The sequence below is a fragment of the Paenibacillus pabuli genome (assembly GCF_039831995.1).
Lineage (GTDB): Bacteria > Bacillota > Bacilli > Paenibacillales > Paenibacillaceae > Paenibacillus > Paenibacillus pabuli_C.
The window spans coordinates 1936206-1957069 of sequence record NZ_JBDOIO010000003.1 but is presented as its reverse complement, the minus strand read 5'-3'; the positions used below and the strand labels follow the sequence as shown (position 1 = coordinate 1957069).

Annotated in this window: 10 protein-coding genes; all 10 read left to right on the top strand. The window is 48.9% G+C overall.

Annotated elements, in window-relative coordinates:
• Window positions 1-79: 79 nt before the first annotated feature.
• The 10 genes from ABGV42_RS10680 to ABGV42_RS10635 all read left to right on the top strand — a co-directional run bounded on the left by ABGV42_RS10680 (window position 80) and on the right by ABGV42_RS10635 (window position 20812).
• On the top strand, window positions 80-2398 hold the full coding sequence (locus tag ABGV42_RS10680; protein ID WP_347381640.1) for a helix-turn-helix domain-containing protein: 2319 nt from the start codon (window positions 80-82) through the stop codon (window positions 2396-2398).
• A 364-nt stretch (window positions 2399-2762) separates the two neighbouring features.
• Window positions 2763-3647 carry an ABC transporter permease gene (locus ABGV42_RS10675; protein WP_347383202.1) on the top strand — a complete coding sequence of 295 codons (885 nt, stop codon included), beginning with the start codon at window positions 2763-2765 and terminating at the stop codon, window positions 3645-3647.
• Window positions 3648-3664: 17 nt separating this feature from the next.
• Window positions 3665-4564: a carbohydrate ABC transporter permease gene (locus ABGV42_RS10670; RefSeq protein WP_347381639.1), complete on the top strand. Its 900-nt coding sequence runs from the start codon at window positions 3665-3667 to the stop codon at window positions 4562-4564.
• A gap of 58 nt (window positions 4565-4622) precedes the next feature.
• Entirely contained in the window at window positions 4623-6269 is a 1647-nt protein-coding gene (locus ABGV42_RS10665; RefSeq protein WP_347381638.1) for an extracellular solute-binding protein, read from the top strand.
• Window positions 6270-6430: 161 nt separating this feature from the next.
• A complete protein-coding gene (locus ABGV42_RS10660) occupies window positions 6431-8119 on the top strand; it encodes a right-handed parallel beta-helix repeat-containing protein (RefSeq protein WP_347381637.1) in 1689 nt (562 codons plus the stop codon).
• Between the two features lie 12 nt (window positions 8120-8131).
• Window positions 8132-10516, top strand: a complete 2385-nt coding sequence (locus tag ABGV42_RS10655) for a glycoside hydrolase family 95 protein (RefSeq protein ID WP_347381636.1) — start codon at window positions 8132-8134, stop codon at window positions 10514-10516.
• A 148-nt stretch (window positions 10517-10664) separates the two neighbouring features.
• The gene (locus ABGV42_RS10650; RefSeq protein WP_347381635.1) at window positions 10665-12713 is read left to right on the top strand and encodes an alpha-galactosidase; all 2049 of its coding nucleotides are present in this window, start codon (window positions 10665-10667) and stop codon (window positions 12711-12713) included.
• A 113-nt stretch (window positions 12714-12826) separates the two neighbouring features.
• Window positions 12827-15157: a glycoside hydrolase family 95 protein gene (locus ABGV42_RS10645; protein ID WP_347381634.1), complete on the top strand. Its 2331-nt coding sequence runs from the start codon at window positions 12827-12829 to the stop codon at window positions 15155-15157.
• A gap of 92 nt (window positions 15158-15249) precedes the next feature.
• Window positions 15250-16791: a response regulator gene (locus ABGV42_RS10640; protein WP_347381633.1), complete on the top strand. Its 1542-nt coding sequence runs from the start codon at window positions 15250-15252 to the stop codon at window positions 16789-16791.
• Window positions 16792-17041: 250 nt separating this feature from the next.
• The gene (locus ABGV42_RS10635) at window positions 17042-20812 is read left to right on the top strand and encodes an S-layer homology domain-containing protein (protein WP_347381632.1); all 3771 of its coding nucleotides are present in this window, start codon (window positions 17042-17044) and stop codon (window positions 20810-20812) included.
• The last annotated feature ends 52 nt before the right edge of the window (window positions 20813-20864 follow it).

The window sequence follows — 20864 nt, the reverse complement described above, 5'->3', positions numbered from 1 at the left end:
TCTTCATGAATAATTTTGTGAAAACCTATGCTGCATCAGTGAAGAGTAACGAATGAGCTGCTGCAAAGGAAGAAAACATTTGACTAAGCCAAAAAATGATATAATCTGTGATTATGATAGCGCTACCAATAACTCGGCGAGGGAGGGGTTGCCCATTCGGAATTCCAGTGTTTTTCGGAAATTTCTCATTTCATATGTCATCATTTTGGTCATACCCAGCATTGGTGGCTACATGTCTTATCGGACTTCGATCTCGGTAACGCAGTCCATTTCCATTGAGAATGGGATTACTCAGCTTGAGAAGGGCCAAGAAATATTGGAACGGCGCATGGCTGAAGTCGAAGGTTTTACCAGACAGCTTGCCGTGAATCAGGAACTGAACGTCCTAATGAATGAAAGGGATAACGAAACGAATGTATATGGCATATGGCGAGCCATGGAGAATGTGCTGACGTTTGGACAGACGAATGATTTCCTGCAAAATTATTATATTTATTTAGCCAATTATAATTTAATTCTTACCCCGGGTTCCTCCTACAGGCCGAATCATTATTATGCCGATTTTCATTATACAGATCTATCCCTGGAGGAATGGATGAATCAAGTATTAAAACAAATGCATCGGAGTCAGATCAAGCCGCTCAGTTCCTATGTCAGCAGAGGCCAGCAAACTTCGGTCATTACATATATGCAGTCCCTGCCTCTGGACAGCTTCAACAATTCCTCGCCAGCGGTAGCTGTCGTTGTTATTGATGAGAAAATGATCGTAGGGCTGCTGTCCAGTTTGACGGATCGATATGGCGGCTGGGTTCACATCAGCGATGCAGAAGGGAAAACAATTGCCTTGAAGGGCAGCGGAGAACCTGAGATGGCCAAGATGATCTCTGATCCGAATTTCGACTCAAGCAAGGTTAGTCAGTTCTATGAGGATGATCTGGTCATCACGACGCAATCGGATTCAAACGGCTGGGTGTACCAGGCGGGAATACCGCGTGACCTTCTTCTCGAAAATGCGAACAAAATCAAGAAGATGAGTATGCTCATTACTGGAGGAACGCTATTCATCGGACTGGTCGTTGGGCTTGTGCTTGCCTATCGTCATAGCGCACCGATCAATCGATTGCTTAGTGTGATGAAGGAACAGTTCGGGAGAGATGACGGGACATCCAGGAATGAGTTCGATTTTCTGAGTGGAAACATCGCGGATATGATCACCAAGAACAAGCTGCTGGAGTCAGAGTTGAATCGCCAGCTGCCACTTGTAAGGGACGCGTTTCTGAAGCGCCTGATATCAGGTGAGTTCAAATCGCGGGACGAAATCCTTTCGGCTGCCGAACAGGCAGATATCCGTTTGCATCAGGGAGCGGGATATGCCGGTCTCGTTCAGATCAAAGGTTATGGCAGCATGGATAACGTTGAAGTCCTGAATGAGCTGAATGCTTCTCGGCTGCTGCTGAAGCAGGCCCTGAGCGACCTTGGAGTTAATGTACTGATGACCGATTGGGGATCAGATAAAGTGGCCACTTTATTTTTCTCCACGGATGAGGAATCGGACACCCAACGTACCGTAGAAGATATTACGCAGACCATGGAGAATCTGGCACAGGTTGTGTTTAATGAATACCGGATCACCATCCAGTCGGGATTCGGCGATCACTTCTCGTCCGTGACGGAGGTCAGTGTTTCCTTCGACCAAGCCAATCAGGCACTTGAATATGCCATCTACATGAACGAGAGGGGCATGATATGGAGCAGTGAAGCCCAGACCGAAAATACAACCTATTATTATCCGCTCGACTCGGAGCAGCGGCTGATTACGACGATCCGGGCCGGAGAGCTTGAGGAGGCCAAGCGGATTGTTGAAGCAATCATGGTTCAGAACATGGAGCAGCGAGAGTTATCCATGGAAATGAAACATCAACTGATTGGCGAGATGAAGGGAACCTTTATCAAGCTGCTTGATCAAAAGGCATTTACGGAATACGATTCCATTGAGAACGTCAAACGGCGGGTTATTGACATTGGGGCTTCAGAGCCGCTTGAAACCGTCAAGTCTGAATTGTACGCAATTATGGAAGAGCTGTGTGGACTGATTGCAAACAAGAAGAAGGATGTCCATAGTCAAATCGTTAAACAGATCAAAGCATATACCGCAGAGATGTATTCGGATGCCGAGCTTACCCTGTATCGCGTCGCCGAACACGTCGAGCGGCCTGAAAAATACATTTCCCAACTGTTCAAGGAGTATACGGGGGTTAATTTTTCTGATCATCTGATCAAAGTGCGAATGGATCAGGCGATGATCCTGTTAAGGGATAGTAATTATACCGTGGACGAAATAGCAGCAAGAGTGGGTACAACAGTTCACATTCCTTCCGGCGCGCCTTTAAACGATTGAACGGTATTTCTCCCAGCGTATTTAGACAGACTCCCAACGAATGAAATCATTCTGGTCTTATGGCCGTGTTGTCCGAGGGGACGATGCGGTCTTTTTATTGCATTCTAGTGGTTTAAATGGAGAAATGGCCGTTCTGACGCTGGTTTGTGCCCCCTAAAAAAGGATAACTGTACGCTCTACCGCTCAATTGTACCTGTTAAGAAGACATCCCCATCCGCTATGATCAACTTGCAGAAAGCGCTATCATCATTGCACATCACAGACTAAGTCAGGGGGGGTTGTTCTGGAGAAGGAAGTCGTTGTGAATCACAGGTCATTGCCACAGAGAAAAGAAACGAGCTTATGGAGCAATGCCCGCAAGAAAATGAGGAAGCACTGGCAACTGCACCTGCTGGTTATTCCGCCCTTACTGTTTTTTCTCATTTTCAAGTATTACCCGATGATTAATGCGGTCCTTGCTTTTAAGGACTATAACGTCATTAAAGGCATTTGGGGAAGTCCCTGGGTAGGGCTGCAAAACTTCCGTCTGTTCTTCGAAAATCCGTTATTTTGGACACTGGTGAAGAACACGATCATATTGAGTGGATATTTGCTGCTGGCAGGATTCCCGATTCCAATCCTATTAGCCCTCATGATTAATGAGGTGCGGAGCACAAAGTTCAAAAAATTCGTACAGCTCGTATCGTTCGCACCTTATTTCATCTCGACGGTCGTCATGGTATCCATTATCATGCTGTTTCTGGCACCGCGGCTTGGCTTTGCCAACATTGCCCTGAATTTTTTCGGGCTTGAATCGGTCAATTTCCTCGGCGAACCCGGGATGTTCCGATCAATCTATGTCTGGTCGGATATATGGCAAACAGCGGGATACAGTGCAGTGATCTATTTGGCAGCTCTCGCCGGAATTGATCCGACGCTGTATGAAGCAGCCAAGGTCGACGGAGCTTCGCGATTTCAAAAGATCAGACACGTCGACCTACCAGGCCTTGTGCCGACCATTGTCATTATTCTGATTCTCAATGTAGGGAATGTCATGGCCATCGGCTTCGAGAAGGTCTATCTGCTTCAGAATCCGCTTAACCTTGCCAACTCTGAAATCATTGCAACCTATGTTTACAGCATCGGCCTGTTGAATGCCAACTATAGCTTTGCGACCGCGGTTGGACTTTTCAACTCGCTGATTAATCTCGTTTTATTGGTTACCGTGAACGGTTTGGCGAAACGAGTGACCAACAATAGTATCTGGTAGGAAAGGAGGGTCCTCAAGTGGCAGCAACGGTACCAAAAAGGATTAGAGAATCTGCCGCCGACAGAGCGTTCCTGATCACCATCTATATTGTGCTCAGTCTCGTCGTACTAGCGGTTATCTATCCTCTCGTTTTTATTATCAGCAGCTCGTTAAGCAGCCCGGCAGCCGTCACTTCCGGCCGGGTATGGCTCTGGCCCGTAGATATTTCATTCAGTGGTTACAGGGCATTATTCAACACTCCTGAGATTTTAACAGGGTACGGCAACTCCATCTTTTATACGGTGGTGGGTACGCTTATCAGTGTGGTGCTGACCATCATGATCGCTTATCCGCTATCACGCAGAAGCTTTTTTGGCCGAAATGCCTTAATGATGATCATCACCTTTACAATGATTTTTAGCGGCGGGTTAATTCCGACGTATATGGTTGTGAAGCAGCTTCATCTGATCGACACGCGCTGGGCTCTGCTGATTCCAAACGCCATTTGGGTCTGGCAAGTCATCATTGCTCGCTCGTTCTTCAAATCCTCCATCCCCGAAGAATTGCTGGAAGCCAGCGAGATGGACGGATGCAGTGACATGCGCTTTATCTGGAGTATCGTTCTCCCTCTATCCAAGCCCATTATCGCTGTGCTGGTACTCATGTATGCGGTTGGACAATGGAATGCCTATTTCGATGCACTTATTTATCTTAAATCGGCTGATCTGTTCCCATTGCAGCTGATTCTGCGCAGCATTATTATTCAGAACAACAGTGCAGGAGCGATGGATGCGGCGAAAATGGTGGAGAGACAGCAGCTTGCCGAGCTGTTAAAGTATTCCTTGATTGTGGTGGCTACATTGCCTGTGCTGGTGATCTATCCGTTTGTACAGCGCCATTTCGTGCAGGGAATGCTGGTCGGTTCCATTAAGGGCTAATGTTCTAATCAGAGCATCATTTTCTTACCCGGTAAATTACTATAGGGAGTGATCCATTTTGAAGAAAAGCCTGACAACCCTTCTCATGCTGCTCATGGCGTTTACGATTGTGCTGAGCGGATGTTCAAGCGACAACGCGTCAAGCCCTGAATCAGGAGAGCCGGCCGCAGGAAACGGTCCGGTAAACATCAGTGTATTTTCCGTACAGGAATCGGGGATCGATATCCCCACCAACCAATTCACCAAATTCGTGGAAGACAAGTTCAACATCAAATTCAACTGGCAGATCAATCCGTCGGACGGAGCCAAGGAGAAGCGCCAGATCTCACTGGCGAGTGGTGACTATCCCGATGCCTACCTGCTTACTCATTACATCGATCAATTTTCGCAAGCCGATCTCTTGAAATATGGCAAACAGGGCGTCCTCGTGCCTTTGAACGACCTGATTGATCAATATGCTCCGAACATCAAAGCTGCCATGGAAAGCAACTCAAATTTGAAAACGCTTAACACTGCACCGGATGGCAATATCTATGGTCTGGTGGCATATACAGAATGTTTCCACTGTTCCTATCCGAGCAAGATGTGGATGAACACGGAGTGGCTCCAAAAGCTCAATCTGGAGATGCCAACCACGACGGAAGAATTCAAAAATGTGCTGCAGGCATTCAAAACACAGGACCCGAACGGAAATGGCAAAGCGGATGAAGTACCTCTTAGCGGTTCAATCGAGGAATTCGGCGTGCGCATCATCCCTTTTCTCATGAATGCCTTTGTGTATGATGATGACCGCAACTACCTGCAAATGGTCGGAGGGAAAGTACAATCCGCAGCCATTACGTCGGAGTGGAAAGAAGGGTTGACCTATATCAAGTCGCTGTATGACGCGGGTCTGATTGATCCAGGAGCTTTTACGCAGAACGCCGAAGCTTTCAAAAAAATCGGGGAAAATGCAGATGCGGAAATTCTCGGCGTCGGTGCAGGGATGCACCCAGCCATCTTTGTCAACATTGATCCGGGCAATACGCGCTCGGCCCATTATAACCCTGTACCTCCGATTTCCGGACCAGGAGGCATATCGTATGCAACGCATGATGGAGGCGGCGTAGCTCCGGGAGCCAAATTCGTCATCACCAACAAAGCAAGTGAAGAAGCGCAGATCGCTCTAATCAAAATGGTGGACTATATGTTCACTGCCGAAGGTCAAACGAACGGGGCAAGCGGTCTGAAAGGAGTCGATTGGACCGACCCGGTAGAAGGAGACGTGGCTCTGGGCAAGGATTCCAAGCCGATGGTTAAACAAATTCCAATGGCTGAGGGAGAAGCGCCGCGCAATGCGGGATGGAGCGGAATGGCTCATTTCTATATGCCTAAGGAGTATCGGGATACCTTTGTTCAAGGCACGGATATCTATGCCTCCGACGGTTATGAGCGCAGACTGTATGATGCCACACTGCTGTACGAAGGACATGAGCCAGAGGAGCTGTTCCCGATCTGGTCCGTATGGATTGATCCTTCCGAAATTGATGAAGCAAGCTTGCTGCAAACCAATATCCGAAACTACATCGAGCAGAACCAGCTTCAATTCATCACGGGTAACAAGGATCTGAACAAGGACTGGGATGCGTATGTTAAAGGTCTGGAAAATCTGAAGCTGGACCGTTATCTCGAAATTTTGCAAAAGGCTTACGAGGCGTCCAAATAGCAGGTGAAGATTCGAAAATCAGGTGCCTGAGTTGGATCAGGCATCTGATTTTTGTTGCATCCACAGGATAAGGATGATGAGAATAGTCTTCGCTCAATGATCCCAACAAGAAAGGGTGGTTAACCATTCATCGGTTGAAACAAGGTGTAGAGGCTGCTCCTGTGATCATACGATTGACCGATTACGGGGCTCAGCCGGATACAGAACAGGATACTCAGTCGGCCATGATTCGTGCCATTCAGGCAGCTTCCCAAATCTCCGGACCAGTGGTGCTGGACTGTGCCCAGGGCAGGTATCATTTTTATCCACATGAGGCCATTCAGGCTCCTTATCACATCTCGAATACGGCTAGTGAGGAAGAGAATCCGGATATCACCAAGACGATTGGCTTACTGTTGAAAGGTCTGGAGGGACTGAAACTGGAAGGCAACGGCTCGTTGTTTATTTTCCACGGGAAGCAGACCATGCTGGTACTGGACGGTTGCACAAATGTGGAGATATGCAATCTGTGTACCGACTATGACCGGCCAACGGTAACCGAGATGACGATTGTTGGCAGGGGAAGCCGCTATTTTGATGCCAGGGTTCATCCTGATTCCCGGTATCAGATCCTTAACGGACAACTGGTCTGGGTCGGTGAAGGTTGGAGCTTTATGAACGGGCCGATGCAGACCTATGATCCCTTGTGCAACACAACATGGAGAATGGACAACTGGCTGGAGCAGGTGAAAAATGTTGAGGAAATGGAGCCGATGCTGCTTCGTCTTCATTTTGATTTCTCGCCTGATGTCGTACTGGGTCATGTCCTGCAAAACCGGGATGGGCTTCGTGATCAGGTGGGTGTACTTATCACTGAATGCTCAGAGGTGACCTTCGCGAATGTCGGTCTGCATTTCCTGCATGGACTTGGTGTTGTGGGCCAATTCAGTCGTAATCTTACGTTTCGCGGAATGAATATGACTCCTCGTACCGAAACCAAACGGACGGTTGCGGGCTTCGCCGATTTTCTTCATCTGTCCAGCTGTGGAGGCAAAGTCGTGGTGGAGGACAGCCGTTTTATAGGTTCGCATGATGATTCCATTAATGTGCACGGGACCTACCTTCGTATCATCGAGCGTATGGGGGAGACCTCCGTAAAAGTCCGTTTCATGCATCCCCAGACGTATGGTCTTCCTGCATTTTACCCAGGGGACGAAATCGAGTTTGTTCGTGCTGGTTCTCTTACCACCTATGCAGCGAACCAAGTGGTGGGAATTAAACGTCTGACTGCGCGCGAGTTGATTTTGATCCTGGCACATGGGATTCCGGAAGACATAGGCAGCCAGGATGTAATTGAGAACATCACCTGGACACCTGAGGTAGAGATTGTGAATAACTATTTTGCCAGGGTCCCGACTCGGGGCATTCTGGTAACGACCCGGCGCAAAGTATGGATTGCACACAATGTGTTTGAACGGATGCACATGAATGCTATTCTGATCGCGGTGGATGCCAAGTCATGGTATGAGTCGGGAAGGGTAGAAGATGTGACCATCAGAGACAATCGTTTTATTGAATGCGGGAGCCAGGAATACCCGGTTATCTCCCTTGCGCCAGAAAACGAAGTGATGGATGAGGGTGTACCCGTTCACAAGCAGGTGATTATTCAGAACAATCAATTCGAGACGTGCAGCAACGTTATGCTCTTATGTGCCAAGAATACCTCCGGATTAGTCTTCAGATCGAATGAAATCGTTCGTGCTGGCGGAGTGGATCTGCGGTCCTGCATTGAAGACTTCGTCCATATCACCGCTTGCACTGAAGTTGATATTCAAGGCAATACAGTCAGTAGCAATGCCAAAACGCAATGAGGGAGAGAGCTCATGAAACTTCAATATGACAAACCCGCCAGTGTATGGACCGAAGGGCTTCCCATCGGTAATGGCCGTCTCGGTGGCATGATTTTTGGTGGGGTGGAGCAGGAAAAAGTTGGCCTGAACGAGGACACCTTGTGGTCTGGCTATCCTACGGACGGTAATAATCCCAACGCGAAGGAGGTTCTGCCCAAGGTCCGTGAGCTGATACAGGAGAGACGCTACCAGGAGGCAGACACACTGACGAGAGAGATGCAGGGACCCTATACGCAATCGTATTTGCCCTTTGGGGATTTGCTTCTACACTTTGAGCACGGAGGGATCCATCATTCTTACAAACGGACGCTGGATATAGAACAGGCACTGCACAGCGTTGAATACCAGGTTGGCAACGTTAGCTACCAGCGTGAGATGTTTGCTTCGAATCCCCATCAAGTGATTGTGCTGCGTCTGACCGCAAGTGTAAAGGGGAAACTGAATGTGCATGCCACACTGGACAGCCCGCTTCGGCACACGCTTCACGTAAAGGAAGGTCGGTTTGTACTATCAGGGCACGCTCCGGATCATGTGGACCCCAGCTATGTTGCGAGCGATAATCCCATTAGATACGGTGAACCGGGAGACAGCAAGGGCATGGTTTTTGAAGGACAACTGGCAGTAACTGCAGAGGATGGGCAGGTAGAAGTGGATGGTCAAGGTATACATCTGCTGGGAGCAACGGCTGCCACCTTCTATTTCAGTGCGGCTACAAGTTTTAATGGTTATGACAACATACCAAGCGGGGGAGGGAAAGATGTCTCGACCATGGCTGGTACCCGCTTGAACGTTGCAACAGCCCAGTCGTATACAAGTCTGCGTGACACCCATATCTCGGATTATCACTCCCTGTTTGACAGGGTGAAACTCCAGCTCGGTACGCCTCTCGCTCCGGAAGGCATGTCTACCAGCAAGCGAATTACGACCTATGCGGCCGAAGATCCGGGACTTGTGGAGCTGCTCTTTCATTATGGACGTTACTTGCTGATCTCAAGTTCTCGCCCTGGTACGCAAGCCGCCAATCTTCAGGGAATATGGAATGCATTTACGCGTCCGCCATGGAGCAGCAATTATACATTGAACATTAATACCGAGATGAACTATTGGCCCGCTGAGGTCTGTAATTTGGCGGAGTGCCATATGCCACTGCTGGATATGATCGGTCATCTGGCAGTGAAAGGTGCAGAGACTGCACAGGTCAACTATGGTACCCGTGGCTGGACGGCTCATCATAACTCGGATCTTTGGGCGCATACAGCTCCGGTGGGGAATTACGGAGATGGTGATCCAAGCTGGGCGTATTGGCCGATGGGAGGCGTATGGCTGACTCAGCATTTATGGGAGCATTACGCTTTTAACGGAGACGAAGTGTATTTGAAGACAACTGCCTACCCTGTCATGAAGGAGGCGGCTCGCTTTGCACTGGATTGGCTCATTGAGGACGGCAGCGGGAATTTAACCACAGCCCCATCTACTTCCCCGGAGCATAAATTTCGGACAGTGAAAGGGATAGCAGCGGTCAGCTCGGGTTCAACGATGGATATTTCTCTGATCTGGGAGTTGTTTACCAATTGCATTGAAGCCGCGGAACGTCTTGGAACAGACATGGAATTCAGGGCGGAGCTGGAGAGCGTCCGGACACGCCTACAGCCGCTGCAAGTCGGCAAGTATGGTCAGCTGCAAGAGTGGTCGCAGGATTTCGAAGACGAGGATATATACCACCGGCATACTTCGCACCTTGTGGGCGTATATCCCGGGCGGCAGTTGTCCGAGGAGGAAACACCGGAATGGTTTGCAGCGGCAAGAACTTCACTGGAACGCCGCGGAGACGAGAGTACAGGCTGGAGCCTGGGATGGCGTGTTGCTCTCTGGAGTCGGTTCCGGGATGGCAACCATTCCTTGCGCCTGCTCTCCAACATGCTCCGTCTGGTTAAGGACGGGGAAACGGAGCAATACAACCACGGCGGTGTATATGCCAATCTGCTTGGCGCACATCCGCCATTTCAGATTGACGGCAATTTCGCCGCATCTGCCGGAATTGCCGAGATGCTGGTGCAGTCTCACCTGTCGTATCTTGAATTGCTCCCGGCGCTACCGGATGCGTGGCAGAAGGGCTGCGTAGCAGGGCTTTGTGCCCGAGGTGGTTTTGAAGTTAGCATCCGGTGGGATAGGGGACAGCTCGTCGAAGCACAGATCACCTCCAAGCTGGGTACGGATTGTGTACTTCGCAGTGATGTCCCGCTAATCGTGATTTCGAACGGCAATCGGTTGGACACGATCCGCATCAATGCCTCGACACTGAAATTTCCGACATCAGCTGGCCAAACGTACCGTATTGCAGTGGAGGGTCATCAGTAAAGATCTGCCAGGAAGTTTGTTAAATCGCGATATGGATCGGAAGATCGTTGCATGGATTACGGTCTGTCCAGTCTTTATAATGAGGGCAGACTTGGGGGAGGGGATGACCGCTCTGCCAACCAACCATGCAACATGGAGGAGGCATATCATGCTAACGAACGATACAGCCGTTGAAGTACAGCAGAATGACACACGGATCCAAGTGAGCAATGGCTACGTAAGTCTGGAGATTAATCTTGGTAACGGAGACGCTTCGTGCAATGACAACCACTCTTGTCTTGTTAATCAATTCCGCAGCGCCTTTCGGTGGCAAGGTCGGGAATATAGCACGGAACACTATCAGAAACATGAGCTGAAGAGTAGGGAAGCCATTGTCCGGGAAGGATTCGGTAAAGGAGTGCATTTGGTAATCCTGCACCAGTCGTCCATGCTCCCCAAGATGGAACAGCATTTCTATGTATACGAGTCTATACCCTTTCTGTTAGTACAGAGCAAAATTGAAAGTGATGAAGAGATCAAGGTGAATCGCTTCGTGGTCGTTCAATCCAAACAGGTATCGCTTGGGGCGGGAACTCAACAAGAGCTCACCATCCTGCGTATCCCGTTTGATAACGACAAATGGGTTCGATATACGGCTCTGAAACCACCAGTGGAGGTCGAAAGCTATGAAGCTGCCGCAGTGTTCGAGCCGGACAGCCGCCGGGGAATCATTATGGGATCACTTATTCACAAGGTATGGAAGACAGGGATTCGGTTCAAAAGCGAGCGGAGCGGGCACATCGATGAACTGGATCTATACGGCGGTGCTGTCAGTGAACTGACCCGCGATTCCCAGCCACATGGTTACGTGAAAGGAAAGAGCATTGAATCACCGCTCGCATTCATCGGATTTTACGAAGACTATAGAGATGGCCTCGAAGCTTACGGACTTGCCAACACCTGGATTGAGGCCGCGCTGCCATGGCAGGGCGGAGTTCCGGTCGGTTGGAACAGTTGGTCTGCTGCGATGAGTGAACTGGACTATGACTTGTATACGTCGACCAGTGATTTTCTGAAGAAGGAAGTACAGCCACTGGGGTTCCAGAACGAAGAGACCCTATACATTAACTTTGATGCCTTCTGGGACAACTTTACACCTGAACAAATGAAAGATGCGCTGGACCGGGTAAGGCAAAATGGACACCGAGCAGGAACGTATTGGACACCATTTGCCTTCTGGGGAAGCCCGGAACAATTTAACCAAGTCGTGGAAGGGACGGAGGGCCAGTATACCTATGGAGATATTCTGCTGAGGGACATTGAAGGCGAGGTTTTGCCGGATGTTGATGGCGGTTTGGCTATTGACCCGACACATCCCGGAAATCTGCTGAGAATGGACTGGTTCGCGAACAAATTCATTTCGGAAGGATTCGAGTATATCAAGCTGGACTTCCTCGCACATGGTGCACTTGAAGGGCAGCATTACGACTCCGAGATCACCACAGGGATTGCAGCCTATCACTACGGCATGTCTTACTTGCAGCAAAAGCTCTCACCGGAAGCCATTGGGCGGCCATTCTTCATCAACCTGTCCATTGCACCGCTGTTCCCGTACGCCTTCGCTCACAGCCGCCGCATTTCCTGCGATGTCTTCGGCACGCTTCAGGATACGGAATACCTATTAAACTCACTGACCCATGGATGGTGGATGAATAATACACTGTACCGTTACAATGATCCGGATCATTCCGTGCTGTACAAGAGCTTCAACCAGGAAGCGACAGGTTGGCACGAAGGAAGAAGCCGCCTGACTGCTTCGGTGATAGCAGGTACTGTATTGCTGCTCGGAGATGATTTCCGCCAAGCGGAGGCTGCCGAACGGGTAAAAGACTGGCTTGCGAACAAGGAAATCATGAACGTTGCCCGAATGGGCCAAACCTTCCGTCCGGTGGAAGGAGATTGCGGGAAGCAGGCTTCAGATGTATTTGTACTGGAATCCGTTGAAGAAAAGAGTTTTTATCTGGCTGTTTTTAATTTTGATGCTGCGAATGCTGCACGCAGAACCATTTCCCTGGAGCGGGCCGGACTGGATGCCAGCACCGTGTACAGTTATCAGGATCTATGGGAAGGGGGACAAGGGGAAACCTCTGGCCATATGAGCGTAACGCTGGAACCAGCAGAGTCCAAAATATTCAGATTGACGGTTAAAGGGAGCTGACTGTCTGCATCAACCTAATAATATGCGCGCTTTTGTTGGACACAGACAGCGCGCTTTATTTTGTTTTTGGCGTTTATAGATTCAGATAATCCATTTGAACAGGAGGGCGTGAGATGGACGATTTTACATTGTGGTACTCAACTCCAGCAGTGAATTGGCACCAGGGCTTGCCGCTCGGGAACGGAAGAATGGGAGCTGTGATCATGGCTGCACCGCATCGTGAAGTGTGGAGCATGAGCGAGGTTACCTACTGGTCGGGTCAAGCAGATCCGGAGCCAGCTCTTGCAGGTGGGAAAAGGGCGCTGGAGGAGATGAGGGCACACTTCTATTCAGGCCATTATGATGAAGGGGATCGTCTTGCGAAGCAATATTTGCAGCCGAAAAAGCAGAATTTTGGTACCAATCTGGGGTTATGCCAGGTTGTCATTCAATTTGACGAGCAGAGCCCTGACAGCACCCACGAGGGAAGTTTTCGGCGCGAGCTTGATTTGAACCTTGCGCTGGCCAAGGCTGCCTGGAGGAATAACGATACAACGATGTATCGTGAGGTTTTTGCATCGCATGCTGACGATCTGATTGTTTCAAGGGTTTGGAGTGATATCTCTGGGGGCGTATCCTTTTCGCTCAGCCTGGAGGGAGACACGGGATCCTTTCGCTGTACAACCTTGGACGACAGTACACTGGAGTTCAAGAGCCAAGCTACAGAGAATGTACACAGCAACGGGAAATGCGGTGTATCGGCCGAAGGGTATGTGAAGGTTGTTGTGGCTGGCGGTACGGTTACCGGGAGAGACGGAAAGTTGACTGTCCATGGAGCGGATGAGGTCTCGATTTACTTCACGGTCAGCACCGATTATCGCAAGACGGGACCGGAGTGGAGACAAGAGAGCCGCGTTACACTTGATAAGGCACTAGGCGATGGATACTCCCTTTTGAGAAAGTACCATATCGAGGACTACACAGAGCAATATAACAAGGTTAACATTCAGCTTGGGACTGCAAGCAAAAGTGATCTGACAACAGATCAGCGTATCCGCCTGCTGGCTGGAGGTGGGGAGGATGATCCCCAGCTTTTTGCGCTGTTTCTACAATATGGCCGGTATTTGACCATTGCCGGTTCGCGCGCCAATTCTCCGCTGCCGCTTCATCTTCAGGGAATATGGAATGACGGAGAAGCCTGCCGTATGGGCTGGAGCTGTGATTATCATCTCGATATCAATACCCAGATGAATTATTATCCGATCGAGATTACGAACCTGGGAGACAGCCATTTGCCGCTCATGAGGTATGTCGAAGACCTGGCAGCAGCCGGGAAGTCAACGGCCCGTAACTTATATGGCAGTGAAGGCTGGGTTGCACATGTCTTCTCCAACGTCTGGGGATTCACACTTCCTGGTTGGGATACATCATGGGGGCTGAATGTTACCGGCGGACTGTGGCTCGCCACACACTTGATGGAACATTATGAATACAGCCAGGACCGTGCTTTTCTGGAAAATACGGCGTATCCTGTGCTCAAAGAAGCCGCAGCCTTCTATCTGGACTATATGGATATTCATCCCCAATATGACTGGCTGGTGACGGGGCCATCCAATTCTCCGGAGAATCATTTCTATCCCGGTACAGCTGACGGTGCTGTACACCAGCTCTCCATGGGAACGACATTAGATCAGATTTTGGTGCGTGAACTGTTTGAATTTTGCTTGAAATCGGTTGAACTACTGGATAGGGACCAGGAGTTCGGCGAAAAACTGAGAGAAGCTGCCGACAAGCTGCCACCGCTGCAGATCGGGAAGAAAGGACAGCTGCAGGAATGGCTGGAGGACTATGAGGAAGCACAGCCAGAGCATCGGCATCTGTCCCATCTGTTCGCCCTGTATCCAGGTCATCAGATCACGCCTGAGCGGACACCTGAGCTCAGTGCGGCAGCAAGAGTGACGATGCAAAACCGGATGCTGCAAGAGGAACTGGAGGATGTGGAATTTACGGCTGCCCTGTTTGGACTCGGTTTTGCGAGGCTGCATGACGGTGAAATGGCCTACAAGCATGTTTCGCACCTGATTAGTGGACTGTGCTTCGATAATTTGTTCACCTATTCCAAGTCAGGCATTGCCGGTGCAGAAACCAATATATTCGTCATTGACGGGAATTTTGGTGGAACCGCTGTCATTGCGGAAATGCTGCTGCAAAGTTACGCAGGCGAAATTCATCTATTGCCAGCACTGCCGCAGGCTTGGCGTAATGGAAAGGTAACCGGGCTAAGAGCCAAAGGCAATGCCGAAGTTGATGCAGTCTGGGCTGGAGGTGAGCTGACGTCTGCTACAATCCGTACTTTTACGCCCGGAACGTACACTGTATGCAGAGGAGAGCGGAGAACGACCTTTCATGCCGAAGCAGGAGTAAGTTACACATTTAATGGTGAGCTGGACTTGGTTGAACAATGATTCATGTATATAAGTAATTTAAGCATAACCGATCTGGTCGAATGGAGGAGAAAACATATAATAGAGACAGAGTAAAAAGGGAGGGGACTTCGATGTACAGTATTTTTCTCGTAGACGACGAAGAACTGGGGCTTGGAATGATGAGAGATTATATTCGCTGGGAAGAGATGGGGATCTACATTATTGGAACGGCGAGCAACGGCAGAGAGGCCTTGGAGAAGATCGAGGCCACTCAGCCTGATATAGTACTTACCGATGTTCAGATGCCCATAATGAACGGGATTGACCTGGCTCGAAAAATACATGAGTTGTATGATTCCATTCAAGTGATGTTCCTGACGGGACATGATGAATTCCATTATGTGAAATCTGCCCTTCATGTAGGTGCGGTTGGCTATTTGCTCAAACCACTTGATTTGAATGAAATTGAAAGCGTTATTTCGAAGGTGAAACAGCGATGTGAAGAAGTTGCAATTAAAAAGCGTTCCACCGAGGCGGCCAAATCCACGATTCTGAAGGAGCTGTCTTACGAAAAAGATACCGCTCGTGCTGCGGAGCTGGCATCCGATTTTTGCCGATTGACCCGTCTGCCCGGAACATCGCGGTATGCCCTAGCCTTGTTCAGTATCGACCCCATTGAAGCAGAGGGAGAGCAGCAGAGTCTGGAAGAATGCACCACCCGGCTGGTGTCTTATCTGAATTACTATTTTCAAGCGAAGAACTCGAACGTTATCTTTGTCGATTACAAGGAAGGCGAGACAGGACTATTCATGGAAGCGGATCAACAGCCAGGATATTACGCCTGGGAGGACTTAGCAGTTGCTATGCGAAGTGCACTCGATTTCACGGTGACTGCTGCAGTAGGCGGCGAAGAAACGGCATTGTCCAACATCCACTGCTTATATGAGCAAATGCGTGTGATATTGAACGAACGCTTTTATGAAGGTACCGGAACGATGATCCATGCAGAAGCTGTATCGAATCAATTGTTCAGCGAACAAATGCCTCCTTTTGAGAAAAAAGAATGGTTTGAAGCCATACATCAACTGGATTTTGAGTGGGCGGCACAGAAGCTGCATCAATATATTGAAGCCTTGGCTGCCATGCGAATCAAGAAGAAGATGATATGTGACTGGTCCATCGATCTTGTCGATGAACTACTGGAGCAGGTGCAGGAGTCCTTTTCGAAAGGGGTTCAACGAGCAGAGCTATATCACTCCATTTATAATGCATTGACACTGCATGAGATAGAGTGCCTGATCCTGGATGCAGCCGGTAATGCCGTGAATCTGCTGGGTGAGCGATTTATGGACAAAAATGAGAAACTGATTCATAAGGTGCGAACCCTCATCGATCAAAATTACAATCATCCTGTTACGATTAACAGCCTGTCTGAGCAGGTTTATTTGTCGCCGAACTATTTGCGGTCCATTTTCAAGGATAAGACAGGTATGACCATCCATGATTATTTGACACGTATCCGGCTTGGCAAAGCAAGGGAGATGCTGGCGGATGGCTCGCTCAAGATTCATGATATTGCTCAGAGAGTAGGTTACGAGAGCACGTCCTATTTCATTTCCCTTTTCCTCAAGAATGAGGGAGTTACGCCGAACGAGTACAGGAAAACAATCTGAACGTTCGGAATCGGATTCTTTGTAAATAAGAGAGAATCAAATATGAATCGTAACATTGCGATATGGATCATTCCTGTCGCTCTTTTTACAATTAGGCATGTAACCAATGCTCAGCCCTAATCATACCCAAAACATAAAGGAGGATGAGAAGCTAGATCACAAATTGAAAGCGATTACAGAAGAGCGGTTCATTGCTTGATTTACCCATGTGAATCTAACGTTGCCTAATCATCGAAGTTGGAGGGATGTTATGTTTGAACGAGTCCTGCAAAAATCATTTGTGTTCCTCTTGGTCTTCTGTCTCATGACAGGTATGGGTCCAACAGCAGGCATGGTAAGTGCCAGTGATCCAAACAGCTATGAAGCCGAAGCGGATGGGAATACGCTGATTGGAAATGCGATTGTATCGGATAGCCCGTCTGCATCGGGGGGCAAGAAGGTCGGAGGTATGTACCAAGGCAGTTCGCTGCAATTTAATAACGTGATAGTAAGCGAATCGGGAAATTATAAAGTTGTCGTTTATTACATCTCGGGTGATCCCCGGCCGTTTAACATAAGTGCCAACGGGGGAGCGAAACAATTTGAAGAACCACCAAAGACTGCGGATTGGGATACCGTGGGCACATATGATGTTACGCTGCCCTTGAACGCAGGAAGCAACACGATCCTGATCGATGACAACAACTGGTATTCACCTGATATCGACAAGATTGTCATTGCCGGATTGGATGACCATGAGACGGAGCCCGGGAATCCAGGTGAAGAAGAAGACTTGGGCACACCAGGTGATACACATCAATATGGAACGATATCAGTGACGGATTATACGTACGGATTTCTCGTGACGAACGAACATTATGAGGTAACTTATAATACCCAGTCAGGGTTTGTTGGTTACAGCTGGGATGATGGGCAGAAGCTTCGGGGTGTCTATAGCAGCATTAAACTCGGTGATGAGTCACTCGTGCAGAGCAAAGATTATGAGAACCATACCATGGCTGGCGCACCGCTGGAATGGGAAGACGGATTCGGGAAAGGAATCGAGCTTTCATTTATCCATACTTCCGTTGGTAAACCGACGTTGAAGCAGGTTTATCGTTTTTATGAAGATAAAACGTATTTTCTGACTCGTTTGAATGCAATGGGTGAAACGGAGATCCAGACGAACTACATGTCCCCGATTACGGTGACTAATGCAGGTGGAGTGGACATCGGTGATAGTGCAGACAATCGTGTGCTCACCGTACCTTTTGACAATGATGCCTGGATCCGGTATAAATCCCAAACGATGAACCGGACAGATACAAGTTATGAAATGACCGCCATCTTCAATAACGCAACACGGAGTGGGTTGGTGATTGGTTCGGTAACACATGATACTTGGAAAACAGGTATTGATTGGCAAGGATCTGGCAACCGAATTCATGAACTTTCCGTATATGGCGGAGCAGCCAGTGAAGTAACAAGAGATACCCAGCCACATGGCAGTCTGACGGGAACGGAGCTGTCCTCGCCGTTGATTATGGTGGGAGGGTTCAGTGATTACCGGGCAGGTCTTGAAGAATACGGTAAAGCCAATGCAGTGATTACGCCGCCGCTGGAATTGAATCCGGAACTTCCCCAAGGCGTTCCCTTTGGCTGGAATAGCTGGGGAGCGTATGGCAGCACACTGTCTTATCAGAACGTAGTGGATGTCTCCAACTATTTTAAGAATCACTTAGAGAACTTTAATAACGATGGCAATGTGTTTATTAACATGGATTCCTACTGGGATAATCTGAGCGATGAAGAGCTCGCACAGGCTGTATCCGTAATTAAGGGCAATGGTCAGCATGCGGGTATCTATTGGGCACCGTTTGTGTATTGGGGAAACAATATGAGCCAGACGGTGGAAGGCACCAATAATCAATATACGTATGGCGATATCGTTCTTAAGGACGCTACAGGCAATCCGCTGCCTACCCTGGACGGTGCCTATCCACTGGATGTGACCCATCCAGGAGCCAAGATGCGAATGGATTATTTTCTGGATAAGTTCAAGAATCTAGGTTTCACTTACATCAAACTGGATTTTCTGACCCATGGTTCTCTGGAAGGGGAACATTACGACGAGGAAGTAACCACTGGCATTCAGGCCTACAATGAAGGCATGCGTTATGTCGAAGACCGGTTGGACGGAAAGATGTTCATTAGTGCATCCATTGCACCCATCTTTCCAAGCCAATATGCGCACAGCAGACGCATCTCCTGTGATTCCTACGGAAAAATTAATGAGACAGAATACATGTTAAATTCACTAACCTACGGCTTCTGGCAAAATGGGACCATATATTCCTACACAGACCCTGACCATCTGGTCCTAGGCAGTGCTTCTAGTCTGGCCGAAGCCCGCAGCCGGGTGAATTCGGGTGTTATTGCGGGAACGGTCATGATGGCTTCGGATAATGTGAACGATTCCAAGGCTCAGGAATACATGACTGCACTGTATAACAACACGGACGTTCTGAATGTTGCAAGGAAAGGAAAAGTATTCAAGCCTCTTGAAGGAAACACAAACGCGAATGCTGCGGATACGTTTGTGTTGAAGGATGGGGATGATTATTACCTTGCCCTATTTAACTACAGTGCGACCAGTTCCGCTGAGCGGACGATCGACTTGGAGCGTGCCGGATTGAATGCTGCCCAATCTTATTCGCTAAAAGACCTCTGGACAGGTACAGTTTCGTCCGTCTCGGGTTCATGGTTGGTTACGCTGGAAGCAGCTGAATCAAGATTGGTGAAATTGACGGAACTGAAGGAGACTCCCGGAAATCCGGGGAATCCAGGGAACCCTGGGGTTCCAGGAAACCCGGGAAGCACTAGCAGTAATCAAGGCAGCACCATGCCTGAGAACAACGGGGGTCAAGAAGGTGTCACTACAATCCTGTCCATCACAGCAGATATGCTGCAAACGGACCAAGAGTCAGGTCAAGCCATCGTGGAAATCGAGCCTGACACTCCGGAAGTGCAGTTGTCCTCAGCTGTTGTCGAGCAGCTTGGAAACTACGCACTGGTAGTGAAATCGAGCAAGCTAAGCCTCCAAATTCCTGCAGAGGTGCTTCAGCAGCTTATGGATAAGCTGCCAGAAAGGCAGCGCGAAGGAAGCGTCGTTTCTCTCAAGATGGTATCGCTTGGCAGTGAAGGTGACGAGATCATTGCCGCAGCGCAAAACATGTCACAAGCCAAGGTATCATTGAAGGGTGATATCTACGAATTCAGTCTGTCCGTTCAGAGCAAATCGGGTTTAAACGAAACACTTTCCAAATTTGATAAGCCCGTCGTGTTGAGACTGCATGCGATGGAAAATTTCAATTCTTCACTGGGAGGCATTTATGCGATTGGGGATGACGGTAAGCTTGATTTTGTTCGAGGTGGATATGCAGCGAATATGCTGACAGGAGAAATTAGCCATTTCAGTACGTACGCTGTATTGGAGCTGGATCGCACCTTTACTGATGTTCCAGCCTCCCACTGGGCGCATCCTGTCATCCAGGAATTGGCGGCTAAGCTGCTTGTTCAGGGTACACGCGGAGATCTATTTGAACCAGGGCGTGCGGTCACGCGAGCTGAATTCACTTCAATGCTTGTGCAATCACTGGAGTTGACTGAAGCCGGTGAAGTGCAATTTCATGATGTAGTGGATGATCGCTGGTATGCTTTGCCCATCTCCATTGCGTATAAGGCAGGAATTGTGAGCGGCAAAAGTCGGGATACATTTGAACCAGATATGCCGATTACCCGCGAAGAAATGGCAGTCATGCTGATAAAGGGTTATTCCTTGGGAACGGAGCAGGGGCCAATTGATTCGAATAACACAACATTTGCCGATATGAATCTGGTTTCACCCTGGGCAGCTCGTTCAGTAACTGAAGCAGCCAATCAGAGCCTGATTCAAGGAGACGGGTATGGAAAGTTTGAGCCCAAAGGGAACACGTCCCGGGCGGAAGCTGCACAGGTCATCTATAATTTGATTTTGAAGTAAAACGTCAAGGGCTGCGGATCACTCCGCAGCCCTATTTTAGTATAAAACGATG